The organism is Nonomuraea sp. GTA35, assembly GCF_041950525.1.
Taxonomy (GTDB): domain Bacteria; phylum Actinomycetota; class Actinomycetes; order Streptosporangiales; family Streptosporangiaceae; genus Nonomuraea.
Genome location: NZ_JBGNUV010000003.1, coordinates 425,411 through 438,468 on the forward strand (window position 1 = coordinate 425,411; position 13,058 = coordinate 438,468).

16 protein-coding genes are annotated in these 13,058 nt (G+C 70.4%); 7 read left to right on the forward strand and 9 right to left on the reverse strand.

The annotated features are described in order from the left end of the window. Positions 1-5 precede the first annotated feature (5 nt). Both ACBJ32_RS15135 and ACBJ32_RS15140 read right to left on the reverse strand, forming a co-directional pair. Positions 6-239, reverse strand: a complete 234-nt coding sequence (locus ACBJ32_RS15135; protein ID WP_080036405.1) for a DUF397 domain-containing protein — start codon at positions 237-239, stop codon at positions 6-8. Positions 240-375: 136 nt separating this feature from the next. After that, positions 376-1,257 (reverse strand): helix-turn-helix domain-containing protein, encoded by an 882-nt coding sequence (locus ACBJ32_RS15140; RefSeq protein ID WP_375127244.1) that lies wholly within the window; start codon positions 1,255-1,257, stop codon positions 376-378. Positions 1,258-1,386: 129 nt separating this feature from the next. Between ACBJ32_RS15140 and ACBJ32_RS15145 the strand changes: the two genes are divergently transcribed. Next, positions 1,387-1,860, forward strand: a complete 474-nt coding sequence (locus tag ACBJ32_RS15145) for an ATP-binding protein (RefSeq protein ID WP_357868756.1) — start codon at positions 1,387-1,389, stop codon at positions 1,858-1,860. A 48-nt stretch (positions 1,861-1,908) separates the two neighbouring features. Here the strand turns inward: ACBJ32_RS15145 and ACBJ32_RS15150 are convergent, their stop codons facing one another. Then, a complete protein-coding gene (locus ACBJ32_RS15150) occupies positions 1,909-2,535 on the reverse strand; it encodes a phosphoribosyltransferase family protein (protein ID WP_357868753.1) in 627 nt (208 codons plus the stop codon). Positions 2,536-2,651: 116 nt separating this feature from the next. Further along, positions 2,652-3,749, reverse strand: a complete 1,098-nt coding sequence (gene rsgA, locus ACBJ32_RS15155) for a ribosome small subunit-dependent GTPase A (protein WP_375127245.1) — start codon at positions 3,747-3,749, stop codon at positions 2,652-2,654. Between the two features lie 294 nt (positions 3,750-4,043). Between rsgA and ACBJ32_RS15160 the strand changes: the two genes are divergently transcribed. From ACBJ32_RS15160 to ACBJ32_RS15170, 3 genes are all read left to right on the forward strand, one after another. Continuing rightward, positions 4,044-4,592, forward strand: a complete 549-nt coding sequence (locus ACBJ32_RS15160) for a sigma-70 family RNA polymerase sigma factor (protein WP_375127246.1) — start codon at positions 4,044-4,046, stop codon at positions 4,590-4,592. Further along, entirely contained in the window at positions 4,589-5,320 is a 732-nt protein-coding gene (locus ACBJ32_RS15165; protein ID WP_375127247.1) for an anti-sigma factor family protein, read from the forward strand. The genes ACBJ32_RS15160 and ACBJ32_RS15165 overlap by 4 nt, the downstream gene beginning before the upstream one ends. 107 nt (positions 5,321-5,427) lie before the next feature. Continuing rightward, complete coding sequence (locus ACBJ32_RS15170) at positions 5,428-5,643, forward strand: DUF3455 domain-containing protein (protein ID WP_375127248.1); 216 nt, start codon at positions 5,428-5,430, stop codon at positions 5,641-5,643. A gap of 182 nt (positions 5,644-5,825) precedes the next feature. Here the strand turns inward: ACBJ32_RS15170 and glyA are convergent, their stop codons facing one another. From glyA to ACBJ32_RS15195, 5 genes are all read right to left on the reverse strand, one after another. Continuing rightward, positions 5,826-7,076 carry a serine hydroxymethyltransferase gene (gene glyA, locus ACBJ32_RS15175; RefSeq protein ID WP_357868741.1) on the reverse strand — a complete coding sequence of 417 codons (1,251 nt, stop codon included), beginning with the start codon at positions 7,074-7,076 and terminating at the stop codon, positions 5,826-5,828. 224 nt (positions 7,077-7,300) lie between these two features. Continuing rightward, positions 7,301-8,668 carry a serine/threonine-protein kinase gene (locus tag ACBJ32_RS15180; protein WP_375127249.1) on the reverse strand — a complete coding sequence of 456 codons (1,368 nt, stop codon included), beginning with the start codon at positions 8,666-8,668 and terminating at the stop codon, positions 7,301-7,303. Positions 8,669-8,707: 39 nt separating this feature from the next. After that, positions 8,708-9,640, reverse strand: a complete 933-nt coding sequence (locus ACBJ32_RS15185; RefSeq protein ID WP_357868736.1) for a YihY/virulence factor BrkB family protein — start codon at positions 9,638-9,640, stop codon at positions 8,708-8,710. Between the two features lie 58 nt (positions 9,641-9,698). Further along, entirely contained in the window at positions 9,699-10,073 is a 375-nt protein-coding gene (locus tag ACBJ32_RS15190) for a YccF domain-containing protein (RefSeq protein ID WP_357868734.1), read from the reverse strand. Positions 10,074-10,106: 33 nt separating this feature from the next. Then, the gene (locus ACBJ32_RS15195) at positions 10,107-10,892 is read right to left on the reverse strand and encodes a TIGR03084 family metal-binding protein (protein WP_375127756.1); all 786 of its coding nucleotides are present in this window, start codon (positions 10,890-10,892) and stop codon (positions 10,107-10,109) included. Between the two features lie 57 nt (positions 10,893-10,949). Here ACBJ32_RS15195 and ACBJ32_RS15200 point away from each other — a divergent pair, with 57 nt between their 5' ends. From ACBJ32_RS15200 to ACBJ32_RS15210, 3 genes are all read left to right on the forward strand, one after another. Beyond that, on the forward strand, positions 10,950-11,075 hold the full coding sequence (locus tag ACBJ32_RS15200; RefSeq protein WP_357868731.1) for a hypothetical protein: 126 nt from the start codon (positions 10,950-10,952) through the stop codon (positions 11,073-11,075). A 79-nt stretch (positions 11,076-11,154) separates the two neighbouring features. Next, entirely contained in the window at positions 11,155-11,238 is an 84-nt protein-coding gene (locus ACBJ32_RS15205) for a putative leader peptide (RefSeq protein WP_311132608.1), read from the forward strand. 112 nt (positions 11,239-11,350) lie between these two features. Beyond that, positions 11,351-13,039, forward strand: a complete 1,689-nt coding sequence (locus tag ACBJ32_RS15210) for a nitrite/sulfite reductase (RefSeq protein WP_375127250.1) — start codon at positions 11,351-11,353, stop codon at positions 13,037-13,039. Positions 13,040-13,058: the final 19 nt, after the last annotated feature.

Genomic DNA, 13,058 nt, shown 5'->3' on the forward strand with positions numbered 1-13,058 from the left:
CGGCCTCAGACGATGAGGTCGTCGAACTCGCCGTCCTTCGCCCCGAGGACGAACGCGGTGATCTCGGCGCGGGTGTAGACGAGCGCCGGTCCTTCGGGAAAGCGTGAGTTGCGCATGGCGATCTCCCCCGTGGGCAGGTTCGCGACTTCGACGCAGTTGCCGTTGGGGTTGCTCCGCTTGCTCTTGCGCCAGACGACGGGAAGGCGGCCGGCGGGCGTTCCGTTCCGGAACTCGTGCATGGGGGCAGCTCCTCGCGATCTTACGGATGCACGTGCATCCGCGTTTGCGAGGTGACAATACGGCAACAAGAACTGCTCCATATACCGGACGACCAAAAATCCCGGTATGGAGTGGATCACAGGAGTAATCAGTGACTCATCCGGAAAGCAGCCGTTCCAGGAAGCGCCTGGTGGCCTTGGGCTCCTCCGCCTGGATGCTCAGCCGGTCCATGACCTCCATGTAGTGGTCGGAGTCGGCGGCCTTGTCCAGGTAGAGGGCGCTGGTGAGCTGCTCCATGTACACCACGTCGGGCAGCTCGCGCTCGGGGAAGCGCAGGATGCTGAAGGGGCCGCCGGCCGCCGCGTGGCCGCCGCGGTCGAACGGCATGATCTGCACGGTGACGTTGCGCCCGGCCGTGATGTCCAGCAGGTGCGCGATCTGCTCGCGCATGATCTCGGGGCTGCCCAGCGTGCGGCGCACCACGGCCTCGTCGATCACGGCCCAGAGCGTCAGGCCGCTCTCCAGCCGCTTCTGCCGGGTCATGCGCAGCGCCACCCGGCGCTCCAGCTCCGACTCGGCCGCCTTCTCGTGCGCCAGCTCGATCACCGCCCTGGCGTACGCGGGCGTCTGGAGCAGGCCGGGGACGAACTGGTTCTCGTAGGTGCGGATGCCGGCCGCGGCGCCCTCCAGGCCGATGTAGACCTCGAACCAGGCGGGCAGCAGGTCGCCGTACTTGTGCCACCAGCCGGGGGCGTTGGCCTGCTTGGCCAGGGCCAGCAGCGGCTCGCGCTCCTCGGGGTCGGTGACGCCGTACAGGGTGAGCAGGTCGGCCACGTCACGCTGCTTGAAGCTGACCTGGCCGAGCTCCAGCCGGCTGATCTTTGCGTGAGATGCCCGAATCGAGTACCCGGCGTCCTCACGCGAGATACCCTTCTCCGTACGGAGCCTGCGCAGTTGCGTCCCCAGCAGGATCCGCAGCACCGTCGGGCTTCCCGGCGAATAGCTGAGAAGCTTCCCTTCCGTGCTCTGTGCGCTCACTCCGCCGCTCCTAGGTCATCTGCACGTGCAGATGCGATTCGCATCCGTAAACTACGAAAAGTCTTGCATCGGTAAGCACTCCCCGTAAAGATGGGTATTGGATCACCAGACCGCGCTTCGGGGGCCAGAATGACGACTTTCGACGCTCGGCCGCAAGCCGCCATCGGTGCCCGGCCACCAGGATGGCTCTCCTCCATCCTGGTGGAGGGACGTGCCGGTGCATGCGACGCCGTGTTCCCGTTCCACCGTGGCACGGCGCTGGAGCCGTCCTGCGTCGCCACGGCCCGCCGGTTCGTCGATCAGACACTCGCCTCGTGGGGCACCCTGGAGCACGCCTTCGACGCCCAGCTGGTGGTCTCGGAGCTGGTGACCAACGCGATGCGCCACGGCGGCGGGGCCGCGCAACTGCGGCTGCTGTCGCACGAGGCGGAGCTGGCGTGCGTGGTGACCGACCACAGCCATACCGTGCCGGTGACCGCCGCGCCCGACGTCTTCTCGGAGTACGGGCGGGGGCTGCGGCTGGTGGACGCCCTGTGCACGGCGTGGGGCTGGCTCTCGCCGGAGGGGACCCGCAAGGTCGTCTGGGCGATCATCGCAGGCTGAGGCCATGACAGGCCGAGGCGTCACGGGCCGAGGCGGCGGGCCGATGTCTCAGTCGCGGCCCAGCAGGTGCAGCACGTCGGCGTCGCTGAGCTGGTCGAAGCGCTCGTACCACTGGCCCACCGCCCGGAAGTCGAGCGGCATCCTGAGCACGACCACCTCGTCCGCCTCCTCCCGCATGGACCGAACGGTCTCGCGGGCGCCGACCGGCACGGCCAGCGTCACCTTGGCGGGCTTCATCGTGGCCACCGCCCTGAGCGCGGCCCTCGCGGTGCCGCCCGTGGCCAGGCCGTCGTCCACCACGATCACCTCCCTGCCCTCGACCGGGGGCAGCGGGCGGTCGCCGCGGTAGGCGCGTACCCGCCGGGCGAGCTCCCGCCGCTCCTCCTCCACCACGTCGGCGACGTCCTCGGGGGTCATGCCCAGGCGCCGCAGCAGCAGCGGGTCGAACACCGGCTCGCCGCCCTCCGCCACCGCGCCGACACCCAGCTCGGGGGTCGGCGGGTAGCCGATCTTCCTCGTCACGAGCACGTCGAGCACGGCGTCGAGGCGGCGCGCGATGGGCACGGCCACCGCCACGCCGCCGCGGGGCAGGGCCAGGATCACGGGGTCGTGCGCGTCCCGCAGCCGCTCGGCGAGCTGCGCCCCTGCGTCGGCCCGGTCTGCGAAGAGCTCCATGACCTGTGCCTACCCGCTGACGCCCGCTCCTCGCCTCCCCGCCCCGCCCGCCCCTTCGCCCGCCGCCCGCCGCCCGCGCGGTCACGGGCGGTCTCGGGCGGCCGCGGTCCGAGCGGTCAGGGGCGGCTGCGGCCCGAGCGGCGCATCTCCTTGGTGATGAGCTTCCACTTGTTCTGCTGTTCCTTGCGCAGCCGCGCGTCGGTCCTGGTGGCCATCCACGCCGCCTCCCGCTGCAGCTTGCGCCAGCTCTCCAGGCGCCGCTCCGGCAGCTCCCCCCGTTCCAGGGCGGCGAGGACCGCGCACCCCGGCTCGCCGTTGTGGCCGCAGTCGCCGAAGCGGCACTGCCCCGCGAGGGCCTCGATGTCGGAGAAGACGAGGTCGACGCCCTCTGCCATGTCGTAGAGGCCGATCCGCCGGATGCCCGGCGTGTCGATGACGAGCCCGCCCCCGGGCAGCGGGATCAGCTCCCGGTGCACAGTGGTGTGCCGGCCGCGGCCGTCCGCGGCGCGGACCTGCTGGGTCTCCATGACGGAGTCGTCGGCCAGGGCGTTGACCAGCGTGGACTTGCCGGCGCCCGACGGGCCGAGGATGACGGCCGTTCGGGAGCCCTCCAGGTGGTCGCGGACGAGCCGGACCCCGTCGCCCCGCAGGGAGGAGACGGCGTGCACGGCCACGCCCGGCGCGGTGCCGCGGACGTCGGCGAGCAGGTCGTCCAGGCCGCTCTCGAACAGGTCGGACTTGGTGATGAGCACGACGGGCGTGCCGCCGGACTCCCAGGCGAGCGCGACGAGGCGCTCGATGCGGCCGAGGTCGGCGAAGTCGGTGGCGTGCATCGACGGCTCGGCCACGAAGACGACGTCCACGTTGGCCGCGAGCACCTGGCCCTGGCCGTCGCCCGACAGGCCGCCGACCGAGTCGCGGCTGACGCCGCCCCGGACGAAGGCGGTCGTGCGGGGCAGCACCTCGTCGAGCTCGTAGCGGCCCTCGGGCAGCCACCTGAGCGCGACCCAGTCGCCGACGCAGGGCAGCGCCACCGGGTCGGCGGCGGAGGCGCGGCGTACGCGGGCGCCGTACCTGGCCTGGTGCTGGCCGTCGGTGGTGATCACCTCGGCGGCGCCACGGTCGACGCGGGAGACGCGGGCCGGGACGGTGCCGTCAGGCAGCTCGGCGGCGCGAAGGTCGGTCCAGCCGAGCAGGGAAAGATCGTAAGACAACGTCGTGAAACCTTTGATCGAGAAGGAAGAAGGAAGAAGAACGGGCTGGTCAGATGAGCGCCCGGAGGTGAGCTGAGGACACGTTGAACAGGACGACCCGCATAGTCCTCACCCCCTCGATCAGTTTCTGGAACGACTCTACGCAGGGTGTCCCCGGCGATGCAATCGCATTATCTTCCGCGATCTGTTGAACCGTGCCAGGGCGGCTCCCCGTACCACCTCTCGACGGACTGAGAAAGGGGAATGATGCGAATCAGCACGTATCCCCCGCCCTCGGCCGAGGGAGCCGCCCCGATGGGCAAGCCGCGCCTACGACACTGGATCCGGCGCGTACGCCCGGACGACGAGGTGGTCGTGTCCGCGCTCTACCGGGAATACCACAGGCCGCTGCTGGCCTTCGTGATCCGGCTGACCGCGGGCGATCGGCAGTGGGCGGAAGACGTGGTGCAGGAGACCATGATCCGGGCCTGGCGGAGTGCGGAGCAGCTCGACCCCGACTCGGTCTCGCTGATGCCCTGGCTCGCCACGGTCGCCAGACGTATCGTGATCGATGACCGGCGGCGCAGGGACGCCCGCCCCCAGGAGTCGGGTGACGGGCCGCTGGAGAGCATGCCTGTGCCTGACGAGATGGAGGGACTGCTGCACCAGGTGGTCGTGTCCGAGGCGCTGAAGGCGTTGTCGCCGGCACATCGCGAGATCCTCAACGAGACGATCCTGCGGGACCGGTCGGTCAACGACGCCGCCGAGGCGCTCGGCATCCCCGTGGGCACCGTGAAGTCCCGGGTCTACTACGCCGTTCGCGCGTTGCGCATCGCGCTGGAGGAGAGGGGGGTGAAGGCATGACGTCGAGAGTCGAGCACACGGACGTGGGAGCGTACGCGCTCGGGCTGCTGGACGAGGACGACCGGCTGGCCTTCGAGGCCCATCTCCTCGGCTGCTCCTCCTGCCGGTACGAGCTGTCCGACCTGGCGGGTGTGGCCAGCGTGCTGCACGGGATCGGCCCGGTGGAGGACCTCGACCCCCCTTCCCTTGAGCCCGAGGGCGACGTGGTGGACCTGCTCCGGCGCAAGAAGGCGGCCGACAGGCGGACGCGCAGGGGCACGTTCGTGATCGGGATGGCGGCGGCGGTCACGCTGGTGGCCGGCGGGCTGACGATCGGCACGCAGCTCAGCGCCGGCGACACGCCGCAGGTGGCGCAGGGGCACGGCGGTCACATGGGCACGAACATGGGCCCGGCCGAGCAGTTCTACGCCGATGGCAGGCCCATCGAGGGCACGGGCGCGGAAGGCGTGACGGGCGGGCTGGTCGTGGAGTCGAAGGGGTGGGGCACCCACGCGGCGCTCAAGCTGTCGGGGGTGAAGGGGCCGCTGGAGTGCGAGCTGATCTCGGTCGGCAAGTCGGGCGAGAGGCGGGTGATGACGGGGTGGTCCGTGCCTCCAGCCGGGTACGGAGTGCCGGGGTCGCCCGATCCGCTCTACATGCACGGCGGCAGCGCCACGCCGTTGCGCGACATCGATCATTTCGAGGTGGTCACGTCGGCGGGCAGGAAACTGCTCACCATCAAGGCCTGATCCTTTCTGCTGGATGCCCTCTCACCGCTGGTGGGAGGGCATCTTCGCGTGCCGGCACGGTCCAGGGGAGAAATGCGGAGATTTACGGGTCCCCGGACGGGAGCGCGGTGCGCGGCTCGGTCGTCACCAGGACGCCGAACGGCGGCCACATCCCCGAGCTGGTGCTCGACGCCGCCCAGGCGGGCGCCGGCGCCGGCCTGCTCGCCCACGCCACCCAGATCCTGCGCCTGAACACGACCGGCGGCACCGCGCCCGCGGGGAGCTGCCTGCCGGGCACGGAGGCCAGGGTGCCGTACGGGGCCGACTACGTCTTCCTCGGCTGAGGCTCTGAGGTCTTCCCGGGACGATTCGGTCCCGTCCCTGGAAGGCCGTCCCAGGCCGATCCGGACCGGTCCTCCGGGCCGGGATCGGCCACCGCGACGGGGTACTCCGGCCCACCCCGCTCGCACGAAGCACCCCACCGCGCACCGGGAGCCCGCGCGGTGGGGTGCTTCTCTGGTGAGATCTACAGACCGGGGGCGGGGAACTGGGCGGTGAGCTCGCTGACCTCGTGGTGGACGCGGGTGATCACGTCCTCCGCGTCGCCCTTGGCGAGGGCGGTGACGACCTCGTCCATCCAGGCGCCGATCTGGCGCATCTCGGCCTCGCCCATGCCGCGCGAGGTCACCGATGGCGTGCCGATGCGGATGCCCGACGGGTCGAACGGCTTGCGGGTGTCGAACGGCACCGTGTTGTAGTTGGTCTCCAGGCCCGCGCGGTCGAGCGCCTGCGCGGCCGGCTTGCCGCCGATGCCCTTGGGCGTGAGGTCGAGCAGGATCAGGTGGTTGTCGGTGCCGCCGGAGACCAGGTCGAAGCCGCGCGACGACAGCTCCTCGGCCAGCGCCTTGGCGTTGCGCACCACCTGGTGGGCGTAGTCGCGGAAGGCCGGCTGGGCGGCCTCGTGCAGGGCGACGGCGATGGCGGCGGTGGTGTGGTTGTGCGGGCCGCCCTGGAGGCCGGGGAAGACGGCCTTGTTGAGCGCCGTGGCGTGCTCGTCGGCCGTGGCCATGAGCATGGCGCCGCGCGGGCCGCGCAGCGTCTTGTGGGTGGTCGTGGAGATCACGTCGGCGTGGCCCACCGGGGACGGGTGCGCGCCGCCCGCGACCAGGCCCGCGATGTGCGCGATGTCGGCGGCCAGCACGGCGCCGACCTCGCGGGCGATGGAGGCGAAGCCCTCGAAGTCGATCGTGCGCGGGATCGCGGTGCCGCCGCAGAAGATCAGCTTCGGCCGGTGCTCCAGGGCGAGCCGGCGGACCTCGTCGAGGTCGATGCGGCCGGTGTCCTTGCGTACGCCGTAGCGGACCGGGTTGAACCACTTGCCCGTGGCCGAGACGGACCAGCCGTGCGTGAGGTGGCCGCCGAACGGCAGGCCCATGCCCATCACGGTGTCGCCGGGCTGCAGGAAGGCCATGTAGACGGCGAGGTTGGCGGGCGAGCCGGAGTAGGGCTGGACGTTGGCGTGGTTGACGCCGAACACGGCCTTGGCCCGCTCGATGGCCAGGGTCTCGATCTGGTCGATGACCTGCTGGCCCTCGTAGTAACGCTTGCCCGCGTAGCCCTCGGAGTACTTGTTGGTCAGGACGGTGCCGGTGGCCTCCAGCACGGCCTTGGACACGTAGTTCTCCGAGGCGATCAGCTTGACCGTGTCGGACTGGCGGCGCTCCTCGGCCTTGATGAGCTCGGCGATCTGCGGGTCGACGCTAGCGAGAGAACTCATGACTCTCCTGTCATCGTTGACGATGTGCGAAGACCCAGGCGCACGGCCTCCGCTCCCTTCGCTCCCTGGTGGTCGATCCCACCCAATGCGCCAGTCGCGTCTCGTTACTGAACCTTATCGGATGCGACAGGGGCCCATTCCTTCGTGATCAGCAGGTTCGCGGAGCGTCCGGCGTCCTTCACGTCCGGGCCGACCGTCGTGGCGGCGGCGGGGGAACGCCGGGATCATGCCTCGGTGACGGCCACGTTCCTGATCGAGCCGAGCGGTCCCAGGTTGACGTCCACCTTCTCGGCGGTTTCCGGCAGCCCCTCGAAGACGGCCCAGAGCTGGAGCTGCGCGCCCTCGCCGAAAGCGGCGTTGGGGACGGTGAAGCACTGGCAGGCGCCGTCCTTGACGGCCGGGTAGAGCGGATTGCCCACCCCGGGCGGGACGATGCTCACGCGCGAGACGGTGTAGTCGAAGACGTCGGAGCCGAGCTTGCCGGCCAGGGGCGCGTTCCCGGTGCCGACGTTCTTGACCGTCCACTGCAGGCGGACCCTGGTGCCCTGCCGCACCAGCGAGTCGATCCGCACCTCGAGCCGGCTGCCCAGGGCGTCGATCGTGCTGGCGGCCGCCGGGGTGCCCGGCTCGGCGCCGGGCCGCTCCCAGGGGCGTATCGCGGCGAGGGTGACGCCCGCCCCGACGGCGGCGGCGAGCACTCCGGCGACGATCGCCGGCCAGGGGATCCCGCGCCGCGGGGCGGACGGCTGCACGACGGGGGTCCAGGTCTCCGAGACCGCCGCGGTGGCGGCGGCCACCGGCACGCCCGCGCGGCCGAGGAGCTCGTCCACGAGCTGCTGGGCGGTCGGGCGGCGCGCCGGGTCCTTGTCCAGCGCCCGCTCGACCAGCGGCCTGATGCGCTCGTCGAGCCCGTCGAGCCTGGGCACGTGGTTGATGACGCGGTAGACGACCTCCGCCACGCCGCCGGTGCCGAAGGGCGGCCTGCCGGTGCCCGCGAACGTCACCAGGGCGCCCCAGGAGAAGATGTCGCCCGCGGGCGTCACGTGCTCGCCCCTCGCCTGCTCCGGCGACATGTACGCGGGCGTGCCCATCATCGTCGCGATCGTCGCCACCCCGCCGGGGGTGTCGGCGAGCTGGGCGACGCCGAAGTCGATGACCCGCGGCCCGACGGGGCTGAGCAGCACGTTCGACGGCTTGAGGTCGCGGTGCACGACCCCCGCCTGGTGGATGGCGGCCAGCGCGGTGGCCACGCCGACGGCCAGCGCCTCCAGGTTCGAGCCGGTCAGCGGGGCCCGCGCGACCACGGAGGACAGGTCGGGGCCCTCGACGAACTCGGTGACGAGGTAGGCGGTGCCGTTGTCGAACCCGGCGTCCAGCACGGGCGCGGTGCAGAACCTGGCGACCCTCCTGGCGGCCTCGGTCTCCTTGCCGAACCGCCGCCTGAACTCCTCCCGCCCGGCCAGGTCGGGCCGCATGGTCTTCAGCGCCACGCGCCGCCCCGCCGGGTCCTCCGCGAGATGGACGACGCCCATCCCGCCCTCCCCCAGCTTCTTGAGGAGGGTGTACGGCCCGACCCGCTGCTGCACGTTCACCGGTGGGATTATTCCGGACATGATCCGGCTGGGGAATGGCTATCTGGTACGGCTCACGCCCGGCCAGAGCCGGTCCACCTCGGCGTTCAGGATGGCCCCGATGAGCACGGCCAGCGCCGTGATGTAGAGCCACAGCAGCAGCGCGATGGGCGCGGCCAGCGAGCCGTACACCGAGACGGGCGAGAACCAGGCGGCCAGCACGGCGCGCAGCACGGCCGCGCAGACGATCCACAGGAACAGCGCCAGGATGGCCCCGGGCAGCTCGCGGTACCACTTGGTGCGCACCGGGACGCTGACGTGGTAGAGCACGGTGAGGAAGAGCACCGAGCCGATGATCACGACGGGCCAGTAGAGCAGGTCGATGAGGATGCCGTAGTCGGCGGGCAGCGCGTCCTTGATCAGGGTCGGGCCGACGACGAGGATCGGCATGACGATGATGCCGATGATCAGGCCGATGACGTAGAGGCCGAACGACATCAGCCGGGTGCGGATGATGCCGCGCTCCTCCCCCAGCCCGTAGGCGACGGAGATGAGGTCGACGTACACGTACAGCGCCCTGGAGCCGGACCAGAGCGACAGCAGGAAGCCCAGCGAGATGATCGACACCTTGCCGGCGTCGTCGCTGAGCACGTCGGTGATGAGCGGGTTGATCACCTTGTTCACCGCGTCGTCGGTGAACAGCAGCCCCGCCTGCTCGATCACCCAGGTCTTCACCTGGGTGACGACGGTGGGGCCCAGCCAGGTGCCGAGCTTGCCCAGCACGCCGATCAGGCCCAGCACGAAGGGCGGCAGCGACAGCAGCGCGAAGAACGCCGCCTCCCCGGCCAGGCCGGTGACGCGGTAGGTGACGCCGGCGTTGGTGGCGGCGCGCACGATCGCCCACGTGTTGGTGTCGAGCACCCAGTTCAGCCTGGCCCGGGCATGGGAGACGAGCCCGCGCTTGGGCCGGGGAGGCGCATCGGTGGACGTCATGGCACCCAACGGTATGTCGCAGTGACTCTTCGGGACAGCTTACGTCCCGGCGCCACCCCTAGTCGTTGTCCACGATGCGCGCGCCCAGCGGAAGGAGGGAGACGGGGATGAGTTTGATGTTCGCCACGCCCATCGGGATGCCGATGATCGAGATGAACAGCGGGATCGAGGTGACGACGTGGCCGATGGCCAGCCAGATGCCGGCGACCACGAACCAGATGATGTTGCCCAGGAGGGAGAAGACGCCGGCGTCGGGGTCGCGGACCACGGTGCGGCCGAAGGGCCACAGCGCGTACTTGGCGATTCTGAACGAGGCGATGCCGAACGGGATCGTGACGATGAGGATGCAGCAGATGACCCCCGCCAGCGCGTAGCCCATCGCCAGCCAGATCCCCGCGAACACCAGCCAGATGACGTTCAGGATTGTGCGCATGCTCACAGCATGTCACGGATCATGACGCGAGCGTCATCCGGAATGACCCTGATTCACCCCCGACTTGGGGCTGCGTCCCTTTCCGGGTGGACCCGCGAAACACTGCGCGATCTCCATCCAGGCCCGCGCGGGCTCGCCCACCGGTTCCAGGCCGGTGTCCGACAGGTGGATGCGCTGGGTGACGACCAGGCAGAAGTCCAGGACGGTGCCGCGGACGAGCGACGGGGCGTCCGGAGGTCCGGCCGTCCAGGCGCCGCCGTCCGGCATGGCCAGCTCCACGCGTACGGGCTCGCCGGGGGCGGGCAGGCCGCGGACGGCGAAGCTGTAGGGGCGGGCCCTGAACCCCATCATGGCCACGTGCCGCAGCCGCGCCGTCGCCTCCCTGGTGACGCCGAGCGCGTCGGCCACGTCCTGGCCGTGCGCCCACGTCTCCATCAGCCGCGCGGTGACGAACGAGGCGGCCGACATGTCCGGCCCGAACCACGGCAGCCGGTCGCGGGCGCCGAGCGTGGCGAACACCTCCAGGCTGCGGGCGCGGGAGGCGCGGAACCAGGCGAGCAGCGCCTCCGGCGCCTTCCCCCGCGCCTCGGCCGCGATGTCGTCCACGGACGTGAAACGCGCCAGCGAGGCGCGGAATCCGCCGGGGTCGGTGGCGGCCAGGACGGCGGCGTCGTCGAACCACGCCAGGTGGCTCGCCTGGTCGCGGACCGCCCACCCCTCGGCCGGCGTGGGCCGCTCCCAGTCGCCGTCCCGCAAGGGGTGCAGCAGCGCTTCGAAGGACGCGGTCTCGGCGCGCAGGTCGGCGAGCAACTCGGCCATGAGGTCCACGCGCGCCAGCCTAACCGGAGCCGCGTTCTGGGAGAATAATGTCGTAACGTGATCTGCGAGAGCTGCAAGGACAAACGCCACGAGGACTGCCGCGGCGGCTCGTGGTGCGACTGCCAGCACAAGGAGCAGGCGCGGCCGGAGGAGTCGGAGCTCGACTGGCCGCGTCAGGGCTGAAGGCCAGGCAGAGGGGGCCACTATCCCACACTCTGGACCCGGTCTTGGACATCTCGGACAGCCAGAGTACTCTCGAACCATGCCAGCGGACCCCATGCTCGTCGGTCGACGACACGTCGACCTTCAGCGTGTCCGCAGTGCCATCTGTTGCGACGCCCGCTAACCCACGTCGATTTCTACCGCTGAGCGCGTCGCACTCCATCCTCTCCAGCCCTGCCCTTCGACGATGAAGGCAGGAGGAACGTTGCGCGCGCCCATGATCTTAAGGACGCGCAATGAGCACCCCTGCCAGCCGCACTCCTGCCAGCCGGCACCACAAGCGCCCGCGCGGCGAAGGCCAGTGGGCTCTCGGTTACCGTGAGCCGCTCAACAAGAACGAAGAGAACAAGAAGAACGACGACGGTCTCAACGTCCGCCAGCGCATCATCGACATCTACTCCAAGCGGGGCTTCGACTCGATCGACCCGGCCGACCTGCGTGGCCGCATGCGGTGGTACGGCCTCTACACCCAGCGCAAGCCGGGGATCGACGGTGGCAAGACGGCGGTGCTCGAGCCGGAGGAGCTCGACGACCGCTACTTCATGCTGCGGGTGCGCATCGACGGCGGCCAGCTCGACCTGGCCCAGCTCCGTGCGATCGCCGACATCTCCAACGACTACGCCCGCGGCACGGCCGACATCACCGACCGCCAGAACATCCAGCTCCACTGGGTGGAGATCGAGTCGGTGCCCGACATCTGGGAGCGCCTGGAGGCCGTGGGGCTGTCGACCACCGAGGCATGCGGCGACACCCCGCGTGTGATCATGGGCTGTCCGCTGGCCGGGATCGACGTCGACGAGGTGCTCGACGCCACCCCGCAGATCAGCGAGATCTACGACCGGGTCGTCGGCAACCCGGCGTACTCGAACCTGCCGCGCAAGTTCAAGACGGCGCTGAGCGGCTGCCCGGCGCACTGCACCGTGCACGAGATCAACGACGTGGCGTTCGTCGGCGTGGTGAACGAGCACGGCGAGGCCGGCTACGACCTGTGGGTGGGCGGCGGCCTGTCGACCAACCCGATGCTGGGCAAGCGGCTGGGCGTGTTCGTCAGCCCCGAGAAGGCGGCCGACGTGCACGAGGGCGTCGTCGGGATCTTCCGCGACTACGGCTACCGGCGGCTGCGGCACCGGGCGCGCATCAAGTTCCTGGTCAGCGACTGGGGGCCGGAGAAGTTCAGGGACATCCTGGAGACCGAGTACCTCAAGGAGAAGCTGCCCGACGGGCCCGCCCCCGAGCAGCCGCGCAGCAACCGGCGCGACCACGTGGGCGTCTTCCCGCAGAAGGACGGCAACTTCTACGTCGGCTTCGCGCCCAAGGTGGGCCGGGTCGACGGCGACAAGCTGCACCTGATCGCCGACATCGCCGAGCGGCACGGCTCGGACCGGGTCCGCACCACGGTCGAGCAGAAGATGGTCATCCTCGACGTCGCGCCCGACCGGGTCGACTCGATCGTGGCCGAGCTGGAGGCCAACGACCTGCAGGTCAAGCCCTCCACGTTCCGCCGCCAGACGATGGCCTGCACCGGCATCGAGTACTGCAAGCTCGCCATCGTCGAGACCAAGGCATCGGCCATGGACCTGATCGACGAGCTGGAGCGGCGGCTGCCCGACTTCGACGAGCCGCTGACCATCAACCTCAACGGCTGCCCCAACTCCTGCGCCCGCATCCAGGTCGCCGACATCGGCCTGAAGGGCCAGCTCGTCGTGGACGAGAACGGCGACCAGGTCGAGGGCTTCCAGATCCACCTGGGCGGCTCGCTCGGCGTCAACGCCGGCTTCGGCAGGAAGGTGCGCGGCCTCAAGACCACCGCCAAGGCGCTGCCCGACTACGTGGCGCGCGTCGTGTCCAACTACGACAGCCAGAAGAAGGAAGGCGAGTCGTTCGCCGACTGGGTCCAGCGAGCAGACGAGGCTGACCTGAAATGACCACACGAGCGGTTCCCTT